Raw genomic sequence first — 15,175 nt, 5'->3', positions numbered from 1 at the left:
CATAACCTATTTTTTAATGTAGTAGATGACTTCCTCTAAAGGCAGTCACCTAATGTTTTCTTCTTTGACCAAAACTTCCTAATATGCAGGTATTCCATAACCATAAATTACGCTACTTCCTACTGCGTATTCTCTTTGCCTACACATATCTCCTGAGTTACCCTCGACAGTATAAACCTTACCATTCTCGCATTTTTCTACAAGTCCTGTATGGTCAATTGTTCCATCGTTCCCCCAGTCGAAGAAAATAATTGCTCCCGTAGGCGGGGTTGCATTTCTATCTTCCCATTGCTTATTTTTCTTAAACCAGTTTACTCCATCACTACACAAGGAATACTTAGGGATAATGCCTTGTTCAATATATCCACTTTGGTCTGCACACCAAGATACAAAGCAGGCACACCATTCCACACGAGAATCAAATCCATACCACGACCAATAAGGTTGTCCTCCCTTGTTCCCAAGTTGAGATAACGCAACTTCGATAATCGCTTGATTACCACCACTGGTAAAAGCTCGACCATAAGGATAATATCTTAAAACGTGAGATACATATAGCGTATCCCCGTAACTGTCCCAGCCTAATTTTTTAGCTTGGTTTGTGGAAAATTCCACTGCATTTGCATAAGAGTATCCACCATAATTCTTCTTCGCCCAAGTAATATATCCATTTCCGAAGTTGTAGCCTTGTAATGCCAGTTTGATATTTTCCATATCAATTGGATTTTTTACACCTGCGGAATTAAGAGCAGCTTTTAGTTCCTGAATTCCACATTGGATGGAGTAATCAGGGTCTTGAATACCATTTGGTTGCTTAGGGTATCTCGTGTTAAATGCTCCCTCTGCCGCCTGCATTGGGTCATTCCCTCTGCCACCGCTTTCTTGCATCATAACTGCCTTAATCAGTTCTACATACTCAGGTATGCCATACTGCTTCGCATACTTGGTAATTGTCGGTGTATAGGCTTCCACCTCTTGACTTACAGGAGTATATCCCGAATTTTCAGTCCCTCCTCCAAATAGAGAGACCGCCGCACCCAGTAGCACACAAATAACAACAATTACAACTGCTACCCAACCTCCTGCAATAATTGCAGTAATAAGAGCTTTGGTACTTGCGATAATTGCCTTCACTGCTTGAATTGTGGCTTTGGTTGCAGCTTTCACACCTCTCGCTGTTGTTTCTGCTGCTTTCTTTGTTGCACGAGCTGCCCTTTGAGTAGCCTTCACGCTTGTCTTAGCAGTGTTCTTTACCACTTTTGCACTCTGCTCTGTGGTTTTGATTGCTGTCTTTGAAGTCTTTTCCGCTGTCTTTAAGTATCTCCTTGTAGTTTTAGCAGGTGCTTTTATTCCACGTTTAATGGTTTTATTTCCCGTTGACCTTACAGACCGCTTTATATTCTTATCAACTTCTTTTGCTGTTCTGATAGATTGATTTGGTGCTTTTCCAGATTGTCTTTTCAGTGATTGTTCAGCTCTCTTATACTTAAACTTCTCTATGTTTTGCTTTGTTTTTGCTACTTTCTCTTTTGTGAATTCGGCTGTTTTCTTCACATTGTCAATCGTAGTTTTGGTGCTTTCTCTGCCGACTTTATCAAAAGTCTGTATTCCTCTGCGTGTCCCAGCAGATAGTCCTGCTGAAGCTTTATTAGAAGCATACTCTCCACCAGAGCTTTCATCTGTCCGTACCACTTGTTCTGCTTTATCTTTTGTTGTTACATAAGCGTGTTTTACTCTATCCGTCGCAATGGCAGCTCGGTCTAAAGTTTTGATTGTGCCTTTTATCACATCTTTTGTTTTTATATCTGCCATAGAGCCTCCTTTCTAGCTCTGCTGGATTACTCTTTTGAATTTCACAGAACTCTTATTTATGAATTGGTTGATTAACCTGCTCTCGGCTTTTGTTTCTGCATAAACGGTAATTGTGATGGTCTTGTCATTCCAATTCAATGTGTAACTGTCTGTTGCAACATTTGTGATATGATGGTGTGCTAGAAAATCCCGTAATTTCTTCATCTCATCCTGATTATCTGACATAATCACATTCACATAAGTTTTATCCTTTGACAGTTTTTCATTAACAAAACAAGCCAAAGAACATCCAACTCCACCTGCAACTGCTACTACAAGCATTGCAATTGAGTTGTCAGCAGACACAACCCGCTTCGTTATCCAGAAATAAATAAAGTCGGAAAGTATTACAGCAAATCCTGCAATTACCCACCGACTTCTTTGAATCATTATTGTTTTTGTTGTCCCTAGTGCATTATCTACAACTTTTGCTATAAACAATGCCATTAAGTAAATAATGCTACTCATACACATCTCCTTCTATGTTGTTTTTAATTTTGCTACTACAACGAATCTGCCATTATTATGGGAATATTCACAGGTAGATAAGGTAATAAGTTTATCTCCGTATTGGGCAGAAACTCCTGTTTCATATAAGGCTAATTTCTTGCATTTTTCGATATAATTATCGTAGTCCTCACTATTTTCAGCGTCTACAAAACGATAATATTGGAATCCGTCACTGGAATAAGCAACGGTTTTAAACACTGCAACAATCTCGTACTCTCTGTGTTGTGCTACACTGTCAAAAGTGATTGTCTTATGATTTTCATAAAATCCTTTACTCTCATATTCCGTAAGTTCGGCAAACATCGAGCCATCATTCATATGATGGCCATAGATGATGAGATTGTCGCTAGGTTTGTCTACATCACAATTCTCCTGCACATAAGGACACCCATATTCTGAATATGATTTATCAAACTTATGCTTTAAGTAGAAGTCTGGTGCATATTTTGACTGAACCACAGGATAATTGATTTTTGTATCTTCTACTTTTATCCACCCAACCATATCATTGTTCTGAAGATATAGTTCCTGATAATCTAGTAGAAACTCTGTATCTCCGTCATAAATCATTGGCTTTTCCTCTTTCTCTGGTTCTGTTTCCACAACTTCTGCAAGGTCATTATATAATTCCTGCTGCTTTTGAGAATCCAAGTAGTTCTTTACCACTGCTCCCATACTTACAAGAAACACGATACCTAATATGGCAATTATGATTCGATATGTTTTTATCTTCATTTTCCTGTCCTTTCAAGAACCAAGCGAGAGCTAAATGCCCTCGCCTGGTTTGGTTGTCATCAGTTTATAGAGCTTCGTATTCTTAGGGAATTTATTTGCAAAAGGCACTAATGCACTGCCTACCTTAATCAATCCATGCCCTGCGTCTACATTGGTAATATAGGAAAGCTGAAGGTCTGAAATGTTAAGGAGTTTTGCAAGTTCAATTCTATCTGTGGATGCCTGATTCAGCATAATAATAAATTCGCTATTAGCAAGCATTGTTCTTGCTGTATGGCTCTGCAAAAGGTCGTCAACATTCTGCGTAATACCACTTGCGTATGCACCATATTTTCTTACTCGCTTCCAAAGTGTAAAGAGGAAATTCGCTGAATATTCGTGCTGGAACAACAGATATATCTCATCAATAAAAATAAAGGTATGCTTCCCTTTTGCTCTGTTTTGCGTAATTCTGTTCAGAATACTATCCAGAACGACAAGCATACCAATAGGCATAAGCTGTTTTCCTAAATCCAAGATGTCATAGCAGATAAGGCGGTTATCCGTATCTACATTTGTTGGTTTGGCGAAGGTATTTAATGAACCGTGGGTGAATAATTCGATGGCAAGTGCAATCTCTCTTGCCTCTGGTTCAGGCTGACTTAATAACTCTGCTCGAAAATCCTGTAAGGTTGGAACTGTACCCGTATAATCATTTTGCTGATAGGTATGATAAACACTTGCAGTACATCTATCAATGATTGATTTCTGCTTCGCTCCAAGATTTTTCCCACCAATAAGCTGTTCACAAAGAGACATAATAAACTCAGATTTAAGAATGACTGGATTTGCTCCATCACCATAATCTTTATTCATATCCATCGCATTGATATGGTTTGGTGAGGTTGCTGAAATATTGATAATCTCACCTCCCATTGCTTTAACAAGCTGGGAATATTCACGCTCTGGGTCGATAACAATAATATCTGCATCGCTGGATAACATCTGGTTAATAATTTCCCCTTTTGCCGCAAAGGACTTACCACCACCCGATACACCTAGAATAAACTCATTACCATTTAAGAGCTGTTTTCTGTCTCCAATAATCATATTTTTACTGATAACATTCTGACCATAATAGATACCATTTTCGTGATAAATATCCTGCACTCTAAAGGGCATAAATACTGCCAAGCTTTCTGTTGTAAGTGTTCTGAACGTATCAATTTTTCTTACACCAAATGGCATAGCAGTTTTCAGCCCATCCATCTGCTGAAATTTCAGAACTGCGAACTGACACAAATGCTTTCTTGCTGTTGTAAGAAGTGCTTCTGTATCATTGTCTAACTGCTCTTTTGTATCTGCTGTGTGAACCATAGTAAGCACTGCAAACATCATTCTCTGGTCACGAGTAGTAAGGTCATCAAGGAACTCTTTCATCTCTCTTTTCTGCTGCTCCATATCATATGGCACTGTCGCAGAAAAGTTATTGTTCTGATTCTGTTTTCTCTGCCAGTTCGTAATATTTGTTTCTACTCCAAGAAGTCTGCTCTCAGCTTCATTTACTGCTTCGTCTGTTGGCACTGGCACAATATCAATAGACATCATCAGGTTTCTGTTCATATCCGTAAGTTCCGCTACCATACTGTCTTTGATATAAGAGGCGTACTCTCTTAAAAAGATTACTCTGCCATATCTCTTTCCCATTTTGAAATAGTCATTTTCAAATTCCATAGAGTCTGGACAAATATAATCTTTGAAACTATGCCCCTTCTTACGATTATCTTTTGGGTCAAAATGAAACGTGGATTCTTCTCCCACTCGAAAGAAATCGTGAATAATACGAAGTCTTTCATCTGTTTCAAGTTCTACGCATTTACTACCTAACCTGCTAAAATGCGAAATCAAGTCTGCACCTACCCTTGAGAAATAGTTTCTTGCATCTTCAACAGATTTTTTATTGATAGAAATGGTAACATATTTATCCTGCACAGTGGCATTTGCCCCAGTTGCTTTATCAAGGAGCATTTTATTATATTCCTCACGATATTCATCAAGTTCATCTTCTTTTCTTGGGATAAGAATTGTCTTTTCAAAGTCCAGTCGATTCAATCTTCTGTTGTTAATAGTGAGTTTAGTCGTTGCACCACTATCAAGAAAATTCAGCAGCTCTGAGTATTCAAGAAACATCGCTTCTTTATCCTCTCTGCTTGCTACTGCATAGTTAATATCTGTAAACTTAAAACTCTTAGAATACTTGTCCTTTCCGCTTCTAAAGATTCCATCATCATAAATCACATTCACTGGCAGAATGTCCTGCACCCCTTTCGGTACAACAAATTTCTCTTTATCCTGTTTAAATAATGTTGTTAGTGTTTTAATCATTTTGTTTCTTTGCCTCCTTAATCTTCTGTTCAATATTTGATTTCATTAACTCGTAATAGGTATTGGTGGACTTAAACACCAATTTCTTTGGCATAAGAAATTCTGATTTAATCCACGCCCAAATTGCTTTTTCAGCAGTCATTCCGTTATATTTGAAAAATCCAAGTGCAGCGAAGGGAAATGCTCCAACCACGCACACCCAAGATGTCGTTTCCATTCCAAGATAGGGTTTGCCTAAAAAATAAATTCCTACGGCTACCCCACAAGCAAGGACAGAAAAAATGAACTGTCTAAGTGACAGTCCAAAAAACATTGATTCTGTGAAGTTTCTTATTTCTCGATTGATTTTTACTTCCATAAAGTCTTCCTTTCTTTCCTTCTATATTTTTATAGTCCCATCATTTCTCGAATAATCCTATCTGCCATTTTTACTGTTCCCACAAGAATCAGCATATTAAATACCAACTCTCCAATATATGCCCATACCTGCGTTACTGCTGCTGCGTCTGGATTCACCACTGGTGGGGAAGACGCAAACACAGAGAAAATAATGCAAGCAAGAGCTATAACTGCCCCTTCAAGCAATACTGCACAATAGCTTTTCACAAAACTCTTTCCGATGTTTTGTGATGGCTCTCCCGCAAACGTAGAAAGTGGAATGGGTGCTAGTGCTGTGTACATATACATTTTGAAAAATCTTCCGTACACACTCATTATCAAGATAAACGATAAGACAGTTACAATCAGACCTCCAATAAGCGTTACTGCCCAAAGTGGGATACTCTCAAAGAATCCACAATCTTCTATGGTTTTAATCATTTCTGCTGGAAGTGTTGTTTTATTTGGAACTCCAAATCCCGCCGCTTTCATTATGGTAGACATCGTTCCTTGAGCAATGCTAAAAAGTGCAAGCATTAGTTCCATACCGTGGGTGATTACACCTTTTGCAATTGCAAATCTAACGAATAGTTTTAATGCGTGTTCAGGCTTCTTCACATCCGTAAAAGAACCGCAGGTTTTAACCACACCTACAACAAAGAAAAGCACCAGTAATGCAATACCGATTGCCTGAACTGCTCCATTGATGTCTACGATTACTTTCCATATTCCTCCGCCTTTGAAATTCTGAGGTGTGGTAGTAAGCAATGTCCATATTTCGCTCATCTTGTCAGTCCAAGTCTTCAAGGCATTTTCGAGGTTTTGGACTACCCAGTTATCACTCATTTATTCGTACCTCCTTCTTAAAATAGGGTGTACCAGGTTCCTCGGTACACCCCTCGTTGATAACGAACCCCGTCTTACGCTCCAGTGATAAGAGTAAGAATTTCTTTTGCAAATGTGATGATAATACCACCTGCAAGTGTAAGAAATCCATTAGCTCTCTGTGATGGGTCGTGAGATTTCAGTGACAAGCCTACCTGCACGATACCAAATCCTAAAAGGATAAGACCAATCGCACGAATCAGACTAAAGATAAATGTGGATAGATTATTGATAACGGTAAGAGGGTCGCCTCCTTCAGCAGCAAATGCCACTGTACCCGTTCCAATAATCAAAGCACCCATAATCATCATCGTGCAGTATGCTTTAAAACCTTTCTTCACCTTTCCTGTCATTGGAAGTTTCTTAGTTACCTTTGTTTCGTTATTTTTCTTAAAAAATGTCATATTCATTTCCTCCAAATTATAAGTTGTTGTTTCCTTCAAAATCCTCATCGGATAGAAGTTCATAGTTTGTTTCTCCATAGTTCTCACTTGGAAGCATTGTAATGTCCATCGCAATCATAGAGATAGTTGTGTGTTCAATTGTTACCTCACCGTGTGCATACGGTTTTTCTTTTCCATCTGTTGTCATAGCGACATTTGGATGTTTTAAAATGTCATACTTCAAGTCCATCACTGGGCGTTCTCCTCGAATGAAAAGAATGGCATATTGATTATCCAGAAGTCTTACTTCATCTGGGGTAAGTAATTCTCTGCCACTTATTTGATAGTTCGTGGAGTAGTTACCACTTCTGCCTGTACTTTTTCCGAAGGTATTCGTATCAATGGTTTCCTTACCTAGAAGTTCTGACACATATTTATGGGTTGACTGTTCGTTTCCACCAAGATAGAGGAACTCATCACAGTTACCCACAATGCTTTCCCACTGTTTTTCAAAAAGTGCTTTTAACTGTGCTAAATTTTGCAAAATAATACTGACCGATACACTACGGGAACGCATTACCGACAAAATCTTGTCGAAGTCATCCGGCAATGAAACATTTGCAAATTCGTCCATTAGAAAATGGACTGGCATTGGCAAACTTCCACCGTAGATATGGTCAGCAGTATAGAAAAGCTGTTGAAATAATTGTGTATATAAAATCGAGACCAGAAAGTTAAAACTGGAGTCATTATCTGGTATCAATGCGAACAGTGCCACCTTCTTCTCTCCCATAGATGGCAGGTCTAGTTCATCTGTTGTCGTAAGTGCAGCTAAACTTTCCAAGTTGAATTTTTCTAATCGTGCTGCAAGTGTAATCTGAATTGATTTTAATGTTTTGGCAGAACCTGAATGGTAAGAACGATAATATTTCAAGGCAATATGCTCAGGATTTATCATCTCTAAATCTTGGAACAATTCATCAAGGGGAGACGGTCTTGTGTCTTCTTCATCTTCTATGGATGCCGCCCTTAACATCTCCATTACCATTGCAAAATTCTGTTCTTCTTCGGGTGCTTCATAATGCAAATAAAAGACAAGTGCAAGAAGAAGCATTGAAGCAGAAGTATCCCAAAATGGGTCATTACTCTGCGAACCTTTTGGCGTTGTACTTTTAAAAAGATTGGTGACCAACTTTTGCACATCATTGTCATTTTTTAAATATACAAATGGATTATAACAATGGCTCTTTTCCATTGAGATTAAATCAAGAACCCTTACCTCATATCCTCTATTCTCAAGGAGTTTACCCGTATCTCGAAGCATTTCTCCCTTCGGGTCAAGTATTACAAACGAGGTATTACATTGCATTAGATTCGGTTTACAATAAAATCTTGTCTTTCCTGCACCTGAACCACCACATACTAAGGTATTAAGGTTTCGCCTGTGTTTCTTAGCGTTTAACCCAATACTCACCGATTGAGTCATTAACTTGTTCTCTGATTGCGGACTTTGCCTATATTTCTTATTTACGGTTCTGGCATTGCCCCACTTAGCCGAACCATGCTCTTCCCGTCTGCGATAGTTCCTATTCGATGAGAGATAGATACCAATCCCCATTCCATAGCACAAGAGCAAAATGAGGACCGTTTTTAGGCTGTCTTCACAAAATTCTATATGGAATGGTTTTTCAAATATCAACATCAAGCTTTGGAATATTTCTGGCAGACCACCTTTGGCTGATGGTGCAATTTTTAATCCAAGCCATATCATAGGAATAATGCCAATCAGAGATAAAATAATTGACGACTGTTTTTCTCTATCTCGATTCATTATCTTTTTCTATTACTTTGAATTTCTTCTTTGGGGCTGTTCCGACTTTCACAATAAGGTCATTCACATCACTTGTAAACTTTCCTTCTTTTTGAAGTTCCGTTTTCGTGTCATTGAGAGAGCGGACAATAATTCCATGCTCATAGTCATCCAAAGCAATATAATATTTTTCTTCTTTTACCATATGCTCACCTTATCTTTCATAATCTTTGAAACGTTCCTGCTTTTTCTTATACAGCTCATCAGAAACTCTGGAATGGATTTCCGCCATTGCATTTCTCATTTTGGAAAGTTCTCCTCTGATTTCCTGCGGCTCTGCATTTTTCATATTGTCAGGAATTCGATTGATAGCAAAATTCTGTGTGTCCACTCCATACTTTTTACAAAGCATATAGCCAATGCACACTGCGGGAAATCCCATCTCCAAGCGGCTGTATTTGTCACTATTGATGGAAAGCTGGGCGTGTCCAAGTTCCTGTGCTACGCATTGAGCAACAGCGACACTATCTCCCACATCTCTTTTCACATAGAGTACCTGCTTCTCATTATTATAAAATGCTGCCATATTCGGATATGGAAGTTCATTCGTTCCTTCTACATCAACGGGTGATGAATCAAGCATTGTAGTAATCAATTCTTTCGGGTCACGATTTACGCTTGGTGCAGGCGGTCTCTTTGCATTTGTCTGTGAAACATCAAATACCTTTTTCACATTATAAGATACTCCTGTATTCCCATCTTTTCGGGTATATTCTACTGGCTCTAAGATAGAAATACTTCTCACACCCTTTTTCACTCTCACATTTTCTTTGCTCCAGTCTTCAAAGTTTTTTAACTGTGTCGCTTCTGGAAACTGATTGTAAATAAGAAGTGTATTCACTGCTGAATATCTATCCATCTGGCTTTGCGTATTTAGATATTCCATAAACTTCTCAGGGTCATTTACAATTTCTTTTCCAGTTTCATCTGCCATTATATAAATGCCTTCTTTTTCTGCTTTCTTTTTCTCTGCAAACTCTTCTTTTGAAAGTCTTGGTCTTTCATTCGCTTTTCTTGGTTCAAAATCATTTGTCATTTTGGCTACCTCTCTTTTGATTTTTTCACTTTAGGTTTTGGCTGCGTATGCACTGTCTGTGCATTTTTTGTTGTGGATTTTGGCTTATCAATCTCAGGTGTTTTGCGTTCTGATTCCTTTTGCTGGTTTGCTTTTGCCTTATATCTGTCAAGTTTCTCCTTAACAGATGGTTTTGTATCCTTGCCAGCAACACCCTTGTCAGAGAGCATATCTACCTGCTCTGAGCTTTGCCTTGACGGAGGGTTTTTGTCCGTCTTGGCAACAGAGGGGTTTGACTGAGACTGTCCCTCCTTTTGCATTGGCTTTCTGACTGCCTCCTCCATAATAATTTCATTTTTGGACTTCGTAGGCATTTCCTTTGCCACGCTCTGTCTATCGGCTTGCTCCTTTTGTGCTTCCGCAATAACAGAAGCTTTCTCAACCGTATTAAAGTCAAATCTTTCTACAATACGCTGAATTTTAGAAGCGTCTTCTGCACGAGCAATAATATCTACAGGAGCATTGTCTCCCTTCGTATTTTTTTCTCGAAGCACGCAGTACAAAACTCCATACCTCTTTGCCTGTTCCGTAAATATTTTCAGGTCTTTATTTGAAATGGAAAACACTTTTAATTCTTTACCTGATTTAATCATATTGGTAAGTCTTGCTTTTCCTCTTGTCTTGTTCGCCTGACTTGCTTCCTGCTTTAATACGGAAGCCAAAAGAATGGCAATATTCTTTGCGGCTGAACCACTTAATTTAGCAGCTACTTCTACCCCTTCAAGGGATAATCTAACAATTTGTTCCGCTGCGTCACCACCGTTGTTCATAGGTTTCTTTCTCCTTCCTTTTGTTCTTCTGCTCTGGCTTTCTGTCTTGTGATAAGTTATATTCCATCACCTTTGACCTTTCGGCAATACTTTCACAAGTTTTTACTTCCTTACGGAGCAGTCGTATTTTGTCGGTTATTGTCGAAACTTCATCTTTGACTTTTGATAGCTCATCGTCACTTATTTTTCTTCTCATCATTTTTCGCAGGTGCGTTCTATCATCAGTCAGTTTTGAAATCTCTCCCATAACGGATTCTTTATATGAGAAAAGCTGCTTATCTGTCGAGATATTCTCACGACCAAGCAGCCTTGCCTCCTCTGAAATTTTATCCAGCTTCAATAAATCTTCTCTCAAAAGATAGTGAAGCTTATTTGTATCTGGTTTCTTATATTTGGGTAAATATCCTAACTTGTAGCAATAGTAAAGATACAAGCGATACATACCACTCTTTTTTTTGATTTTATCTCCTCTGGTTGGAAGATTATATTGCTTTCCACTTCCACTTGAAAATGGAAGTATCTGAAGCCTTTGATTCTCGATAAGCCTTCGTTTTATCGCTTCCTCACTGTATTGTTCTCCAAGATTTTTAAGTCTTATTGGCCTACTGTATCCTTTTGGAATGACTGTCCAGTATTTTCTGCTCTCGCTTAGACAGTGTGTGTATCCCATCTGCGTGAGATTGTACTCAAATGTTTTGAGATTGGTGCTGTGAGCAATCGCTTCATCAATGGCACTTCTAACCATAGAATATCTGGTTGGCATTCCTGCCTGCTCCTGCTTATAGTAATAGGAATTTTGTTTGCTCCTATTGGGATTCGGATTAAAGTACAATCCATATTTTTCACAAATTCTATCCGCTACAAGTCTGAATTTAAACCACGCTTTTTCTTCACCCCATAATCTCTTTCCATCAAGAAACGATACCGAGTTTATTACAAAGTGGCAGTGTAGATGTTTGGTATTCAGATGAGTGGTAACCACAACCTGAAATTTCTTTCCCCACACCTCTTTTGCAAATTCCATTCCTATTCTTTGTGCCATCTCTGGCGTAATATTCTGTTCTTTAAAACTAAGGTATGCGTGGTATGCTTGAATCCCTTCCGTTTTACCGAACAGCTCCTTTGTAGTTACAAATTGGTCACGAGCTGTGATTGGATTACAGTTTATCCCTTCAACATAAAACTCCTGCTCTGTTTTCTCCTCATCTTTTGCATAGGATAAAACATCAGCAAGAGCTTGATATTGTTCTTCACTATATACTTTTGCTGATGTCTTTTCTGGATTCGCTGCATATTCAATCACACGCTCCAAATTAGTAGAAACAGACCAGAGTTTACTTACTGCCATTTCATATTACTTTTATCAGGGCGAAGAAATACTTGTTCCACATCAGCTTGGAACTTATGCCAACGCTCTGCTTCCTTCTTCAGCATTACTGCATCTACAAATTCAAGTGCATTGGCTTTAATTGCAAGCTGGTTAATGTTATTTCCAATAGCCGATAACTCTCTCATTGTATCGAAGAATCTTTCATCTGGTTTTTCTTTCGGCTCGTAACCTTTAATCAGAAGCCTAATCAGACCTGCTTCGCTCATACACGTTTTCTTGGATTTCCTCTGTAAATCCTGTGCTTCACTGCGATTAAATCTTACAATCTTTTGAATATTTCTCTTTCTCATATTATCAAGTTCCTTTCTTGGGGTATTAGGGGCAACCCCTAACGAGTATTTACCGTTTGGAAACTGTGGTTATCCAAATGGTCTGCTCGCTAAGAATATACAGACTTTCTTGGTTGCCCCCAATTTCTGAATTTTATCGTTCCATTTCCTTGTTTATAGGCTTATAAGGAACTACCTTAATCTCATCATTTTGCTTGAAAAATCTCTCTGGAAACCTGAACTTTTCTCTGTATTTATTCTCCATATCCTTTGGCAGACTCTGAAATGTTTCGCTTTCAATCGGCGCATAGCACAAAAAGAATTTGCCTGCCACAATGTCCATCAACTCACCATCTTTATCGTATACAGCCCGATTAAGCTCAGCTCCATTCATCTTTCCTTTTTCATTACAAACAATCGCTACATCATCATCAAATGGCATATATTCTTCAATATAACCACCGACAACTTCCTGCATTGCTTCTAAGGAATCTTCAATATCAATCTTCTTTGGATACTTTCCAGGCTCTACTAATATTACTGAAATCATCTTTTTCTCCTCCATTGTAAAGAATTTATCTTCCTCAATATTTAACGCAAGAGAGCTTCCATTTTCCCAATTCATATGAATCTGTCCTACATCATCAACAAATTTTACTGTCCCACGAAGTCCATCAGGCATTGTTTTTTCACCTTTCATTTCTTCAAGAACAATGGTCATTCCCTCAGTATAAGTTTCCTTTATTTGTTCTACATTCATCTGTACTCCTTCCTTTCCTCTTTGAATTTGTTTTGATTTATATTCATTCGGATACAAAGAAAGTCGTTGAAGTCCTTTCCCTTTAAAGGTGGTTTATCAACGACTTTATACTCACTTTGCAACACTGCTTTTAATCCCTGCGTTGCCTTTCTTCCTGCAATATCGTTATCAAAATGAAGAACGATACTGCGAGTACCCTTATGTTCTTCTAAGAACTTTTCTACTGTGACTGGCACTTTGCTTTCCTCTATATTTTTCTTTGGCGAATACACGCCTGACAAAGAAACGAGGTTCATATCACGCCAGTTTTTGCCACCTAACTTACACAAGGTCGCATATGATAGTAGGTCAATAGCACACTCAAATAGATGGAGAACATTGTCGTTCCCGCCTATTAAGCGGAAAGAGTATTCCTTTTTACTTCCCGAACAATCACCCATAATACGTTTACCATTGGTCGCCCGATATGCACCATATTTTGCTTCTTTGTTCTCATCGTATCCAACGAAAACTACATTGTGATAGGGTAGCGACTCCATAATCAAATCTCTGTCCAAACAGTAATTGATGATTTCATAATCAATTCCACGCTTAAACAAATATTCTGTAGCAACGCCATTGGTAGGACTTTTCTCTGGTAAAAGTAAAGGTCTATCTTCATAATCCTTCTGAAGAATTTCATAAGTAGGACTGCACACAGACACATTGCCCATAATGGTTTCCACTGCCTCTATAAAATTGAGTCCTCTTACTTTAATAAGGAAATCGAGGGCAGATTTGCCCCCAATTCCTCTGCTCCACCACATCCATTTACCGTTAGAGATTTTTAAACTATCGTGTTCTTTGGTGGAATAATTATTCCCAGACAGCTTTACAATTTCACTTGGCTCATAGTTTTTAAGATAGGTAAGCAGGTCCATTCTCTTGGCTTCCGTAATAACTTCTGGTGGGATATATGGCATATGCTCACCTTCCTATCTTTCCAAATCTTTTGTCTTTTCTTTGGATTCTTTCACAGTTTCAAGAGATTTTTTATCCTTATCAAATTCATAGATATGGTCAGATAAGCGTTCCTCTCTGCTAACTTCCTGAGCATTCACATCACGCACCATTTCTCCAAGTTCCTTTGGTGTCATACCCATTTCTCTTGCCACTTCCTTTGGTATCACTATAACCTCGTGGACAGATGAGGGTAAGATATAGAAGCTATCATTGATAACCTCTGACACTTTTCCAAGTGTATCTGGATTGGCAAGTACCGCTGCTCCTCCCATTTTATTCTCATTTGTCAAAATCATCATTGCACACTGTTCATAAGGCTTGCCTTCTTCTAGGAAGTTTTCCTCAGTGCCAAATATTACGGATTCCATTGCAATGAGCCTCGATGGATTTAATCTTTCTGTATTATCCACCGCAGTTTTGTGAATATCATTTACTGTAACACCCCAGCTTCTCATAATTTCATTTGTTATCGGTGTTGTACATTTGCCAATTTGTGTAATGCCAACTTCCACTTGATACACTACTGCCAAATCATCTAATTTTGTAGATGGTCTGTCACGAAGCAGGCTCTTATTGTTTTTTGCACAAACTACCTTTGTTGTGATATTATTCTTTGCCTTTTCAAAATCCATAATGGATTCTGCACTAAAAGTCTTATCGTCAATGGTATGTTTTACATACTCATTTGCAATGCGGGAGCATACATCTTCCATTGAAATTCCATTCTCATATGACTGAAAAAAGTCCTCCAAATATAGCTTCGGTGTAATGACTGCTCCATCCTTATGAATAGATAGTCCCTGCTTCATAACGCTGTTATTCTTCATTACTCCATCTACTCTAACTTCGGCAGTGCCATACTCTGGCGGCATAAAATCTAAGATATTTTCCCTGATTTCATTTATAAATTCTCTGTAATCCATAGTCTTTTCC

General features: G+C 38.4%; 16 protein-coding genes. All 16 read right to left on the bottom strand.

Features of this window, described 5'->3' with window-relative positions; translation table 11 throughout:
• Positions 1-78: 78 nt before the first annotated feature.
• The 16 genes from EV211_RS05245 to EV211_RS05170 all read right to left on the bottom strand — a co-directional run bounded on the left by EV211_RS05245 (position 79) and on the right by EV211_RS05170 (position 15,165).
• Positions 79-1,812: a lysozyme family protein gene (locus EV211_RS05245; RefSeq protein ID WP_133528374.1), complete on the bottom strand. Its 1,734-nt coding sequence runs from the start codon at positions 1,810-1,812 to the stop codon at positions 79-81.
• A 12-nt stretch (positions 1,813-1,824) separates the two neighbouring features.
• Positions 1,825-2,319 carry a hypothetical protein gene (locus EV211_RS05240; RefSeq protein ID WP_133528373.1) on the bottom strand — a complete coding sequence of 165 codons (495 nt, stop codon included), beginning with the start codon at positions 2,317-2,319 and terminating at the stop codon, positions 1,825-1,827.
• A gap of 12 nt (positions 2,320-2,331) precedes the next feature.
• Complete coding sequence (gene srtB / locus EV211_RS05235) at positions 2,332-3,096, bottom strand: class B sortase (RefSeq protein ID WP_133528372.1); 765 nt, start codon at positions 3,094-3,096, stop codon at positions 2,332-2,334.
• A 30-nt stretch (positions 3,097-3,126) separates the two neighbouring features.
• Entirely contained in the window at positions 3,127-5,460 is a 2,334-nt protein-coding gene (locus EV211_RS05230) for a VirB4-like conjugal transfer ATPase, CD1110 family (protein ID WP_133528371.1), read from the bottom strand.
• A complete protein-coding gene (locus EV211_RS05225) occupies positions 5,453-5,818 on the bottom strand; it encodes a PrgI family protein (RefSeq protein ID WP_073110005.1) in 366 nt (121 codons plus the stop codon). The genes EV211_RS05230 and EV211_RS05225 overlap by 8 nt, the downstream gene beginning before the upstream one ends.
• A 29-nt stretch (positions 5,819-5,847) precedes the next feature.
• Positions 5,848-6,684 carry a hypothetical protein gene (locus EV211_RS05220; RefSeq protein ID WP_133528370.1) on the bottom strand — a complete coding sequence of 279 codons (837 nt, stop codon included), beginning with the start codon at positions 6,682-6,684 and terminating at the stop codon, positions 5,848-5,850.
• A 74-nt stretch (positions 6,685-6,758) separates the two neighbouring features.
• Entirely contained in the window at positions 6,759-7,127 is a 369-nt protein-coding gene (locus EV211_RS05215) for a glutamyl-tRNA amidotransferase (RefSeq protein WP_073109998.1), read from the bottom strand.
• Positions 7,128-7,143: 16 nt separating this feature from the next.
• Complete coding sequence (locus EV211_RS05210; RefSeq protein WP_133528369.1) at positions 7,144-8,937, bottom strand: VirD4-like conjugal transfer protein, CD1115 family; 1,794 nt, start codon at positions 8,935-8,937, stop codon at positions 7,144-7,146.
• Complete coding sequence (locus EV211_RS05205; protein ID WP_133528368.1) at positions 8,924-9,121, bottom strand: hypothetical protein; 198 nt, start codon at positions 9,119-9,121, stop codon at positions 8,924-8,926. The genes EV211_RS05210 and EV211_RS05205 overlap by 14 nt, the downstream gene beginning before the upstream one ends.
• A gap of 9 nt (positions 9,122-9,130) precedes the next feature.
• On the bottom strand, positions 9,131-10,012 hold the full coding sequence (locus EV211_RS05200) for an ArdC-like ssDNA-binding domain-containing protein (protein WP_133528367.1): 882 nt from the start codon (positions 10,010-10,012) through the stop codon (positions 9,131-9,133).
• Positions 10,013-10,017: 5 nt separating this feature from the next.
• Complete coding sequence (locus EV211_RS05195; protein WP_133528366.1) at positions 10,018-10,821, bottom strand: PcfB family protein; 804 nt, start codon at positions 10,819-10,821, stop codon at positions 10,018-10,020.
• Positions 10,805-12,169, bottom strand: a complete 1,365-nt coding sequence (locus EV211_RS05190) for a relaxase/mobilization nuclease domain-containing protein (RefSeq protein ID WP_133528365.1) — start codon at positions 12,167-12,169, stop codon at positions 10,805-10,807. Before EV211_RS05190 ends, EV211_RS05195 begins: the two co-directional genes overlap by 17 nt.
• Positions 12,160-12,501: a plasmid mobilization protein gene (locus tag EV211_RS05185; RefSeq protein WP_133528364.1), complete on the bottom strand. Its 342-nt coding sequence runs from the start codon at positions 12,499-12,501 to the stop codon at positions 12,160-12,162. Before EV211_RS05185 ends, EV211_RS05190 begins: the two co-directional genes overlap by 10 nt.
• 133 nt (positions 12,502-12,634) lie before the next feature.
• Positions 12,635-13,240, bottom strand: a complete 606-nt coding sequence (locus EV211_RS05180) for a DUF3846 domain-containing protein (protein ID WP_133528363.1) — start codon at positions 13,238-13,240, stop codon at positions 12,635-12,637.
• A complete protein-coding gene (locus tag EV211_RS05175; RefSeq protein WP_133528362.1) occupies positions 13,237-14,202 on the bottom strand; it encodes a DUF3991 and toprim domain-containing protein in 966 nt (321 codons plus the stop codon). The genes EV211_RS05180 and EV211_RS05175 overlap by 4 nt, the downstream gene beginning before the upstream one ends.
• A gap of 12 nt (positions 14,203-14,214) precedes the next feature.
• Positions 14,215-15,165 (bottom strand): DUF5688 family protein, encoded by a 951-nt coding sequence (locus EV211_RS05170; RefSeq protein ID WP_133528361.1) that lies wholly within the window; start codon positions 15,163-15,165, stop codon positions 14,215-14,217.
• Between the last annotated feature and the right edge of the window lie 10 nt (positions 15,166-15,175).

The sequence above is a fragment of the Aminicella lysinilytica genome, from assembly GCF_004362975.1.
GTDB classification, from domain to species: Bacteria; Bacillota; Clostridia; order Peptostreptococcales; family Anaerovoracaceae; genus Aminicella; species Aminicella lysinilytica.
This window is presented reverse-complemented; position numbering and strand designations above follow the sequence as displayed.